The sequence below is a fragment of the Microcoleus sp. F10-B2 genome (assembly GCF_036704965.1).
Taxonomy (GTDB): Bacteria; Cyanobacteriota; Cyanobacteriia; order Cyanobacteriales; family Microcoleaceae; genus Microcoleus.
Window position 1 is genome coordinate 1 of sequence record NZ_JAUBTB010000155.1, and the last position, 9,648, is coordinate 9,648.

Below are 9,648 nucleotides of genomic sequence, written 5' to 3' on the forward strand. Positions count from 1 at the left end.
TATCACCTGAAAGAAAACCTTTACAAACTTGGTGGTTCTAAGCAGCGGTTACGAAAGGTGGAAACAAACCTATGGCATGGCCAGATTGATAGAGCAATATCGAGTTTTGCCGACGGGAAAGTACCTCAAGTAAATAACTTTCTGGCTTACCTAGAAAGACATAGAGAACGTATTCCTGATTATCAGGCTATCCAGTCTAAAGGGATAACAATTGGTTCGGGTGCTGTGGAGTCTACAATTAAACAGATTGGAAAGAGAATCAAGATATCAGGAGCGCAGTGGAATCGTAATAATATTGCTCAAGTTCTGAAACATCGCTGTGCTTATCTAAATCTAGCTATGAGCTAAACAGTATTTATACTCATTGCATATTTGAGATGCTCCCAGGGCGATCGCACTTGACCCAAAATCGCACTTGAAAACCCCGACTTCTTTAAGGCGTCGGGATTCTCGCCTTCACTGCCAACCTTTTCTAAACAGTCTTAGCCCACTCGATCCAAGTTTCCATCGGGCGGAAACCCACTGATTTGTAAAGCTTTGTCGCCCCCGTCAAACTGTCAGCATCAACGCTGAGTTTAGCTGTGTTTGCACCCGCTGCTTTCAACTTATGCAAACCAGCTAATAGCATCGCTTTTCCTAAACCCATTTTCCGAAAGTCGCGCCTCGTACCCAACAATTCAATCCAGCCGTCTTTTGTGCCGCTGCGGGCGTTTTTTTGGGGTTTGATTTGACAGTCGCAGAAAGCTGCAAATTTACGATCGCCCGAAACAGCAATCAAGTCTAATTCCGGCTGATAATTCGGATCTTGCATCCAGTAGCGCACGGTTTCCGCAGTTAAATCGTGGTGATTCCAGTGATCGATAAATGACTGGTTGAACATCTCTACCCAAGGTTGGATGTCTTGTTCTCCTGATACGTGAGTCAGTGCAAAATCTGCGGGGAATTCCGGCGCGGGAATCGGTTCGGCGAGGGATCGGGCCATTGTCCAAAAATAGCGATCGACCTCAAAGCCCTGTTTCTCTAACAGCCGCATCTCATCGGTTTTGTCCTCGCGGCTGTAGGTACGCAATTTTGCCGGCAGATTGCGTTCTTTTCCTACTTCGCGCAGCCGTTTTTCTGCCCATTTAATGATATCTTTCTCCAAACCTAAGCCGCGCAGGTTTGGATGCACGTAAAACCAGAGACAAGCGTCGATTTCAGCCGGGGAATCGGGCATATCTAAGAGTGCTAAACCGATGAGTTTGTAATTACCATCTTCCCACAACTGCACGTCGCGGGCTTTGTCGAGTTTGGGCGCATCAAGTATTAGCTTGAGTTCAGTAGCTGAGACTTCTTCGCCGAGTCTATCTACTGCTTCGCAAGCATCGATTAAATTGGCGATCGCGCACCAGTCAGTTTCGCCCTTGTAGGAGCGTGTTGTCAAGATATTCATAGAAAACTTGCAATCCGTAATTTCGGACTGTTCCTTTTAATTGGTATGGGCAAACAAGTACAGTAATTCCGACATTTTGCACAAATGTCAGTAACAGGCAAGATGCCTGTTCCACAAGAAATAAAAGTTCTTGTGGGGCGGGTTCGCGTGACCGCACCTAAACCGCTTTTAGTATTTGAGAAGGGTGTCGATAAAACTCAGAAACCTGTTTATATCACCCAGGCTTTCAGGTTTTATCTAATTAGGCAATCATAAAAATTGGTTGGCCATTTCAGGCTAGTTTTGTAGGTGAGCTTATGGCTCGATGTTGATGAGTCGCGCTCTCTTTCGTTACCAAGCCTGGTGCTTAAGTAACTACTACGGTTTGAATAAAGTTTCTACAGCTAAGTAAAGAAGTTGTCACCCCCACCGGGTAGTTGATTTTTACTTTTGCTCTGTTTTACAATCAATCCTTTTTCAGGTATTTTTGGCTCCTCCTGTTAACTCGCCCGATCGGGGGAGGGTAGAAGTTGAACTTATTTAAAAGTTACCTATTTCAACTATAACCTAAGCCGTTTTTTTTTGCAAGTTTGAAATTGAGGGAATCTTGCTAGTATTAACGATGCTGGCATTTGAGGGCAGGAGCGATCGCGCTTTCAACCTGCCGGAACTGTAATTTTTATAACGTTTTTCCCGGAGTTGAGGATTTAATTTTATCCAAACGTTAAACTAACGTTAAACAGTTTTTTCAGATTTATATGAGGTAAATATGCTCGACAACCTCGATTTAGATATCTCCCTGGATAAAGAAACCTACGATGCCAAGATAGAAGTTTTAATGCAACAGTTGCGATCGCTCCAACTGGCCTGCTGGGAAAAAAAATTGCCCGCAATTATCGTCCTCGAAGGTTGGGCAGCCGCTGGCAAAGGCGCTTTAGTCAAACAAATGGTAGGGTATATGGACCCGCGGGGGTTTGCCGTCCACCCGATTTGGCCGCCGTCAGCAGCAGAAATGGGCTATCCTTTTCTGTGGCGGTTTTGGCAGAAACTTCCGGCCCGCGGCAAAATTGGTTTTTTCTACCACAGTTGGTACACTCATGTTTTAGAAGACCGGTTGTTCGATCGAGTCTCCGACGCCCAAGTACCCACAGTCATCAGGCAAATCAACGCCTTCGAGCGGCAGATGGTAGATGACGGCGCGGCAATCGCCAAATTTTGGATTCACTTGAGCAAAAAAGAACTCAAGCACCGGCTCAAAAAACTAGAAGACGACACCTTACAAGCTTGGCGAGTGCGGCCCGAAGACTGGAAACAAGCCAAAAAATACCAAGAATACACAACTTTGGCAGAAGAAATGGTAGCCCAAACCGGCACGGGCCCGGCACCTTGGACGCTAGTAGAAGGCGATTGTCAGCGGTGGGCGAGAGTCAAAGTTTTAACGCAAATGGCCGCGACAATTACAGAAGCCTTAGACAGACTGCCGATGCAATCTGCACCCGTGAAATTGCCGCCTCAAGAAAGGTTGCAACCCACCGAACCAGACTTGCTGGCCCAAGTAGATTTAACTCAATCGCTGTCGCCCGACGAATACAAACAGCAACTTCGCGAGGAACAAACCCGTTTTGGCAAACTGCAACAAAGCATTTACGAAGAAGAAATCCCCGTGTTAGTGCTGTTTGAAGGTTGGGACGCCGCCGGTAAAGGAGGAGCAATCAAACGCTTGACGGATGTATTAGACCCCCGCAGTTACACCGTTAATGCCTTTGCGGCCCCGACGGACGAAGAAAAAGCCCACCCATACCTCTGGCGGTTCTGGCGACGGCTGCCAACGGCTGGTAAAATCAGCATTTGCGATCGCAGTTGGTATGGTAGAGTGCTCGTCGAGCGAGTGGAAGGATTTGCCGCCGAACCCGAATGGCGGCGAGCTTACCAGGAAATCAACGAATTTGAGGAGCAACTCACCAGTTTCGGTTGTGTCTTAGTTAAATTCTGGCTGCACATCAGTCCTGACGAACAACTAAAGCGGTTTACAGAGCGGCAAAACAATCCATTTAAACAATACAAACTCACTCCTGAAGATTGGCGGAATCGGGAAAAGTGGAATTATTATGAAGTGGCGGTGAATCAAATGATTCAGCGCACCAGTGCGCCTGCTGCTCCCTGGACGCTAATTGCGGCCGATAACAAGTATTATGCTCGTGTTAAAGTAATTCAAACGGTAACGCAGGCAATTCGGAATCAACTGAAGCGCCGATAAATTGGGATTGGTGAATGGGTAACAGGTAATGGGAAAAAAAGCAGGCAGCAGAAAGCAGGCTTGAAGTGCCAATTTCACCTGCGGCTTGCTCGATTCATTACCAATTATCAATCAACCATTACCAGTTATCAATTACCAATTAACTGTCAGGAATCTGTGACTGGAAGTAGCGGGCTTGCAGCCTGCAACCAATAGTTGATAGCTGACCGGAAGCGAGCATTAGAATAAATGCGATCGGACTGCGTTATTGGCGAAAGTTAAAAACCCACCGAGGGCAGTATTTCCTCCCGCAGCTAAATTCGCGCTCGTTTCCAAACTTCTGTACTAATTTATGAAGACACAGAATATTGCAAGATGCCAGAACTGTTAGCTCGCATTCTATTTCTATTCCTCCTTTTCTCACTGATCAAATCGTGGTGGGATCAATCAGGAGGCAAAGACAATCCATTATTAGACCGGCTGCGCGTTTTGTTGCTGATCAGCCTTTTGTTCCTGGCTTTTTTTGCACCAGATACGCCAGTAGGAGCCGCGATTTTCGGCCTAATAGCCTTCTTCTTTAAGCCGCTGGGTTTTTCCATCACGCTGCTGGTGATTGCATCGGCGCTGATCACGAACGGGGGCATCCGCAACCCAGCGCCGAGAATGATCCTGGCAGCGCTGCTAGTTTTGATCCTTTCGAGTATGCCAGTTGTCGCTTACTGGTTCGCCGACCAAGCAGAACGGGACGCTGCCGCAGCCTCCCGCACAGTTTGCTGCGACGAAACAGCCGCGGCAATCGTCCTGCTGGGCAAGGGAACCACTCAGCCTCACATCGCTAACCGAGTGGCGATTCAACTGACAGATACAGGCAATCGCCTGCCCTATGCTGCCGTCTTGTACAGCAAAAAAGTGGCACCTATGGTCATCGTTACCGCTGGCCCGAGGCCCGAGTTGGAGGGTTCTGTTGGCGAAGCTAAGGATATCGAGACTTTGCTGGCAAACAACATGGGCGTGCCGCGCAGCAGTATCGTTCTCGACGATAACGGCAGCAACATACGCACCAGCGCTGAAGAAGTGAGAAAGATACTCGACAGCCGCGGCGCCCCGCGCAAAGTAATCCTGGTAACATCTGCGATTCAGATGCGCCGTGCCAGCCTCGCTTTTGCGAATATGGGAATCCAGGTGATTCCTAGGGCTACCGACTTCTACACTTATCAACCCACATCAGGAGGAAAATCCAGATTCCGCTTAGACGCGGGAGATTTTCTCCCCAGTGCAGAAGCTTTGGTAACTACGACGCGAGTATTCGATGAATATTTCGGGTCCTTCTATTACTATTTGCGCGGCTGGCAAGCTCCCAGGGCCTAAAGTGGCAAGTTGCTGGTGTTTTTCTGAGGCAACAGCGACTGCTCCCCAGATTGGTTTAAAATCTGATGAGAAGAAGACCTTTGTGGGGAGCTGTATTTTTTTCTCATTCCGGCGGGGTCGCCGACGATCAAGTTTGCCATGAATGCAAACAATACCCAAAAGATAACTGGCTCCCACTGGGATTTTTTGGGCGGTGCTTCTGCCGCTTTGACAGATTCAACGTTGACTTTGATGTCTAGTTTGCCTTCAATTTCTTTGCCTTTGAGAACTCCGTCCTTGCATACACCCTTAAAAATCATGGGAGCGGGTTTTGGTGCTTCTGCTTTCGCTTCTTCTGCCATTTTTTTATCCTGGTTTTGGTAGATTCGGTTGGATAGTACATTCTTAAAGGTTCGGGGGTTTTCCGGAAAGGATTGCGCGAACTCTGAAAGAATTAAGTTAAATATGCACCCCGCCCCTTGCTGGGGCTTAAAAATAACAACCTGAAGGCATTTCCAGCTAGTGTTTGTTTGTTTTGGGTAGCAGTGTTGCCTTGAAGCTGCTACTTATATATCCGGGTGAAGGGGAGATTTTTATGCAAAGTACAGGTTTTTTGTGAAAAATTTATTTGCTCCCGGCGGGCAGAAACGTCAATAGCCTGAAGTTCGAGCTTGGTTGAGCTCCCCGAAGAAACCCAGTTTCTTCCCGCAGCGGGCCCAAGTGACGCAATTCGGTTAATAAACGGGGTTTCTGGCTCAATATCGCGCCAGGAATGCCAATCTAAAATCTCAAATAATCTAAATAATCGAGAGTGAAAATATCCACCAGTCAACTATCTTCCTTGGAACCGGAACAACTGGCAGCTTGGGCAAAAGAGGCAATAAATCGCAGTAAATCAGGTCAAATCCCCGCGTACATACCTCTCCTAGCGCAAGCCGACAGAGAAGGGTTTGCCGTGCAAATTCGGGCAAGTGACGGTCAAATTTTGAGTTGGGGTAGCATTGCTCAAACATTCCCGCTGATGAGTGCAGTCAAGCCCTTCGTCCTGCTTTATTTGCTGTGCGAATTGGGCGAAAAAAGGGTATTTGACTGCGTTGGCTGCGAGCCTTCGGAACTGCCTTTCAATTCCTTAACTCAACTCGAAATAGACCGAGGGAAGCCGAGAAATCCGATGATTAATAGCGGAGCGATCGCCCTAGCGTCTTTGATTCCCGGTCAAAATGCTGTGGCGCGCTGTCAAAACTTGCGAACTTGGCTGAATCAACAGGCTAACAGTCAGTTATTTGTTGACGAGTTAATGCTCGATTCAGTGAAGGAAAACCCGAATCAAAATAATTGGAATCTCACCTTAAGAATGGTAGAATCTGGTTACATTCAAAATGCGAAAATTGCTTTAGAAACTTACAATCGCGTTTGCTGTTTGTCTGGAACTGTGGAGGATTTAGCTAAGCTGGGGATGGTTTTGGTAAATAGTGGCGATCGAGCAATGGGGGAAAACTGCCGTACTGTCAAAGCACTGATGGCAACTTGCGGTTTGTACGAAGCATCGGGCCGCTTTGCGCTGCGGGTGGGACTGCCTGCCAAGTCGGGCGTTAGCGGGGCAATGCTGTCGGTAATTCCGGGCCAAGGTGCGATCGGCTTTTACAGTCCGCCCCTGGATAAAGAGGGAAATTCTGTCGCCGGCTTATTTCTGTTAGAAAAAATAGCTAAAACTTTGCGGCTGAGCGTATTTGATTAGATGAAATTGCACTTTTATTTTCCCTTTAATTTCCCCAAAATATTGGCAATTAGGAAACAATATAATTCCGGAGGGGCGGGTTTTACCACAATATCTAATCAGTACAAACAAGCTTAATAAACCCGCCCCCACACCGCTAATAATCTACATCAACCAACACGGGCGATTGCCTGTAAAAAATGTATATTTCGATTTTCCGTGGGGCGGGGGCGGGTTTTTGAGATTATTTGTTTAAGGCGTAGCTTGTCGAAAAACCCGCCCCTACAACCAATATTTTAATTCCCCAGTATCAAGTAATTGGGCCTAATTAACAGGACATAATATCACAACTAATGCCCCATGCCCCATGCCCGATAACTAATTCTTTTCGCCCAAAATAGCATAAACCACAGTCTTTTCTTTTTTGCCGCGCAATTGAATCGCTCCTACTTTTTGGCCTTCGTAGCGATCGCGCACATAAGAAAAAGTCCTCGCCGTCACCAATAAATTAAAAGGACTGTCAGAAACAATTTCCTTATTCATCGCCTCCAATCTAGCAGCAACGTTGACAGCATCGCCGATCACAGAATAATTCAAACGCCGGGAACCGCCCACGCTACCAGCAACTAACTGTCCGGTATGCAAACCGATGCCAAACTTAATTAAAGGTTTGCGTTCGCTTCTAAGCTGCTGATTAAGTTGGTGCAGCCTTTCGTGCATCGCAATGCAAGCCGCAACTGCATTCAAAGCATCTTGTTGAACTTGTCGATATTCAGTATGGCAAAAAGGCACTCCAAAAACTGCCATAATTGCATCGCCGATGTATTTATCTACAACGCCGCCGTGATCCATAATACAGTTAGTCATCGCTTCCAAATAATTGTTCAACCAGGTGAGCAAATCTCGCGGTCGCATTTTTTCTGAAATCGAAGTAAAACTGCGAATATCCATAAACAGCACCGTTGCTGTAAGTTCTTGAGGTTCGAGTTCTCCCTGTTCAAATATCTCAGCTTTGCGTTCCCAAATAAGCTGAGCTGTCTCTGGAGCGACGTGCTTTTCAAATAACCTCATCAACTGCTGCTTTTCGTACTGTTCCCGCAGTTGCAAAGCAGTGCCAGCTAAAATGAGAGTACCGATAGGTGCGGCAATCGGAACCCACCAAAAAAAGAAGCCAAATAACAAAGCAGCAGCCCCAATCCAAACAACAGGTAAACCGAGAGCGATCGCAATTCTATCTTTAACACCTCGGTTGCCCAGAACCAAAGCGGTAAGGGGGCCAATCCCCAACAATAACAAAATTTCTAGCAGTACCGGCAGCCGCCGCAGCAAGCGTTGATTGAGCAAATTGTCAACCAAGGCTGCATATAAATAAACCCCACCCGTAGTTTTGTTGAGAGGTGAAGAAATCGGGTCAAAACCGGTAGCAACTATGCCCACTAAAACTAACTTATTAGTCAGAGCATCTGCGGGAATTCTACCTTCTACGACATCAACAAAAGCATAGGTAGGTAAATTTTCTGTTTTCCCCGGCCAGTTAACCCAGACTTTTTTTTCCGACCTATTTTTTGAGTGTGGGAGCCATACTGGATCTTGGGGATTAGCAGCATTGTATCTGTGAGTCATTGCTAAACCGAAATTAGGAATCCCGTTGAGAAAGATTTTTGACTTGCGGCTAATACCGTCACTATCGGCTTCCTGGCTGATGTGGCCGACACCTGCGGCGGCTGCTTTTAAAGATGCTACGGGTTCTTCTTTAATGGTTCTAGGGATTACGACTTTGCCGTTGGCGGCAATTGCAGCCGCTAAAATATCATCTTTCGGACTTGGATCGAGGAAAAGAATGTCAAAACCAACGCCTGTGGGGGGAGATTTTTTCAGCGCTTCTAGCAGTTGGGCGTAGCGGTTGCGGGGCCAAGGAAATTTACCGTATTCCTGCAAGGAATGCCGTTCGATCGCAATTACCGCAATTCTTGAGTCCCATCCGGGATTTGGTAATATACCCGATTCTCGAATTTGAAATAGCGTTTTGTATCCCAAATATTCTAGCGGCTTCCACATTCCCAGTTGCAGCATGGCTACAGACATTATACCTGCTATGGCACCTGTCATCCAGGGAGGATTTGTGATTATATATTGCCGCAGGCCGATCAGTTGATTGTGTTTGAGATGATCGATCCATTTTTTAAACTTCATGCAATTAATTTGACGCAAAAATTGACATTCGAGTCCGACCTTCGAGAGGAGTGCAAGTCATTCGATTTTAGATTTTAGATTTTAGATTTTGGATTTTGGATTGACCCCACGGATCGAGTCGGGGGATTGAGAATTTTAGATTTTAGATTTTGGATCGATCCCACTAATCGATCGCGTGGCGGGTACCACCTTTGAAATTTTTGGTCATGAAGTTTTACAATACCGTAAGGGCGAAGGGTTGGCGCAAAAATTATTGATTTTGACTAATCTGTTGGGCATCTAAATTGTATTTTTCGACTTGCGGGACACCCCACAATAATTGCATCAAACTTAACTGTAAGATTTAGATGCACCGGGGCTGAGGGAGTTTCACCGCGAAATGCTTCGCACTTACACGTGATAATCAACTCAGATAGGACTTACAATCTAACTCAGATCCTCAGAGACTGCCCGCGCACTTTACTCTTAAATAGGTTGTTTAGGGAACAGCGAGGCTGTAATGCCGTTCTGTGATTGACGGGCCTCGCACTACGATTTTGAGGCGGCGGCTTGGAGGTAAAATTCCTTGGATTTTGAAGTTGCCATTTCGATCGATCTTAATCGCTTCGTTGTTGACATAAATTATGTCGATCGGGTTAATTTGACCGCTGAAGCGATAGATATTGCCGCTGAGACGCAGCTAGATTGTATAATATAAAAAAATAAGCAATCATTAGTTATAGTGTATGCCAGCCAAAAATCATC

At 46.4% G+C, this 9,648-nt stretch carries 6 protein-coding genes and 1 pseudogene; 4 read left to right on the plus strand and 3 right to left on the minus strand.

Annotated features, from left to right (window positions below):
• A pseudogene (locus QUA99_RS31250) lies at positions 1 to 348 on the plus strand (ISKra4 family transposase); the annotation flags it as partial.
• A 124-nt stretch (positions 349 to 472) separates the two neighbouring features.
• Here the strand turns inward: QUA99_RS31250 and QUA99_RS31255 are convergent.
• On the minus strand, positions 473 to 1,432 hold the full coding sequence (locus tag QUA99_RS31255; protein ID WP_333244951.1) for a GNAT family N-acetyltransferase: 960 nt from the start codon (positions 1,430 to 1,432) through the stop codon (positions 473 to 475).
• A gap of 748 nt (positions 1,433 to 2,180) precedes the next feature.
• Here QUA99_RS31255 and pap point away from each other — a divergent pair.
• A complete protein-coding gene (pap, locus tag QUA99_RS31260; protein ID WP_333244953.1) occupies positions 2,181 to 3,668 on the plus strand; it encodes a polyphosphate:AMP phosphotransferase in 1,488 nt (495 codons plus the stop codon).
• 354 nt (positions 3,669 to 4,022) lie between these two features.
• A complete protein-coding gene (locus QUA99_RS31265) occupies positions 4,023 to 5,015 on the plus strand; it encodes a YdcF family protein (RefSeq protein WP_333244956.1) in 993 nt (330 codons plus the stop codon).
• Here QUA99_RS31265 and QUA99_RS31270 read toward each other — a convergent pair.
• Positions 5,012 to 5,356 carry a hypothetical protein gene (locus tag QUA99_RS31270; protein WP_333244959.1) on the minus strand — a complete coding sequence of 115 codons (345 nt, stop codon included), beginning with the start codon at positions 5,354 to 5,356 and terminating at the stop codon, positions 5,012 to 5,014. The two genes, QUA99_RS31265 and QUA99_RS31270, sit on opposite strands and share 4 nt — an antisense overlap.
• 449 nt (positions 5,357 to 5,805) lie before the next feature.
• Between QUA99_RS31270 and glsA the strand changes: the two genes are divergently transcribed.
• The gene (gene glsA, locus QUA99_RS31275) at positions 5,806 to 6,732 is read left to right on the plus strand and encodes a glutaminase A (protein ID WP_333244962.1); all 927 of its coding nucleotides are present in this window, start codon (positions 5,806 to 5,808) and stop codon (positions 6,730 to 6,732) included.
• Between the two features lie 357 nt (positions 6,733 to 7,089).
• Here glsA and QUA99_RS31280 read toward each other — a convergent pair whose 3' ends face one another.
• Positions 7,090 to 8,904, minus strand: coding sequence for an adenylate/guanylate cyclase domain-containing protein (locus QUA99_RS31280; RefSeq protein ID WP_333244965.1), 1,815 nt, complete (start codon positions 8,902 to 8,904; stop codon positions 7,090 to 7,092).
• Positions 8,905 to 9,648: the final 744 nt, after the last annotated feature.